Below are 854 nucleotides of genomic sequence, written 5' to 3'. Positions count from 1 at the left end.
GCGTACCCACAACCCCCGAGCGCTTTAACGCTACATCCTGATTACCCCATATAAAAGTCGTTGGTACATCAACTTGTCCAATGTTTAAACCGACATCAAATGCTGGAAAGTTTGCGCGATACCAGTTTAAAGCGCTCGTTAGTGCATGCTCTTGTTTGAGGATATTTAAGTAGTGTTCAGTTTCTGCATCCTCATGACTAGTCCAAACAGCTCGCAATTTTTCATAATCATTTTGAGCTAAGACATATTCGGGTATGGTCTTTTTCTGAAAGAAGCGAATATAGTCACTTGATTCGTATTGATCCGGATCTTCTCTGTAGGCCTTTCCGAAAGAATCAATATGAGGCACTGAAATAGCCACATAACTGATCACACGATCGGGATAGTCAGCCGCGAGCTTCCAACCCACACCAGCACCCCAATCATGGCCCACTAAGTGAAATTTCTTTATCCCTAGATTATCAGCAATCTGTAACACATCAGAAACCAGGTAATCTAATTCATACGACTTAAGCTCGCCAGGTCTAGCGTCTGAACTATAGCCACGCTGGTTGGGGGCAATAGCGTAGTAATCTTTGGTCGCAAGCTCATCCATAAGCTTATCCCACATAACCGCAGACTCAGGAAAGCCATGAAGTAATATAACCGGCGTATTTACCTTATCGCCACGAACATTTACCGAGAATTTCATGCCATTGGCATCGACTGTTAAATAGCCTTCAGGGTCCCACTTTGGCAGGTCACCTTTAGCAAGGCGCTTTACATACAAGAAGCTTACACTGACAACACATATCAGCAGACCCAAAACAGTTAGCGCGGCTTTTTTTCTAATTCTCATAATCAACCTATCTTAA

The 854-nt window shown here is 43.3% G+C and carries 1 protein-coding gene; it reads right to left on the bottom strand.

Going from position 1 to position 854, the window contains the following annotated elements:
• Positions 1-838 (bottom strand): alpha/beta fold hydrolase (locus A3763_RS02045; RefSeq protein WP_068759848.1); only part of this gene is annotated, 838 nt, incomplete at its 3' end.
• Between the last annotated feature and the right edge of the window lie 16 nt (positions 839-854).

It is taken from the genome of Oleiphilus sp. HI0128, assembly GCF_001635365.1.
This window is presented reverse-complemented; position numbering and strand designations above follow the sequence as displayed.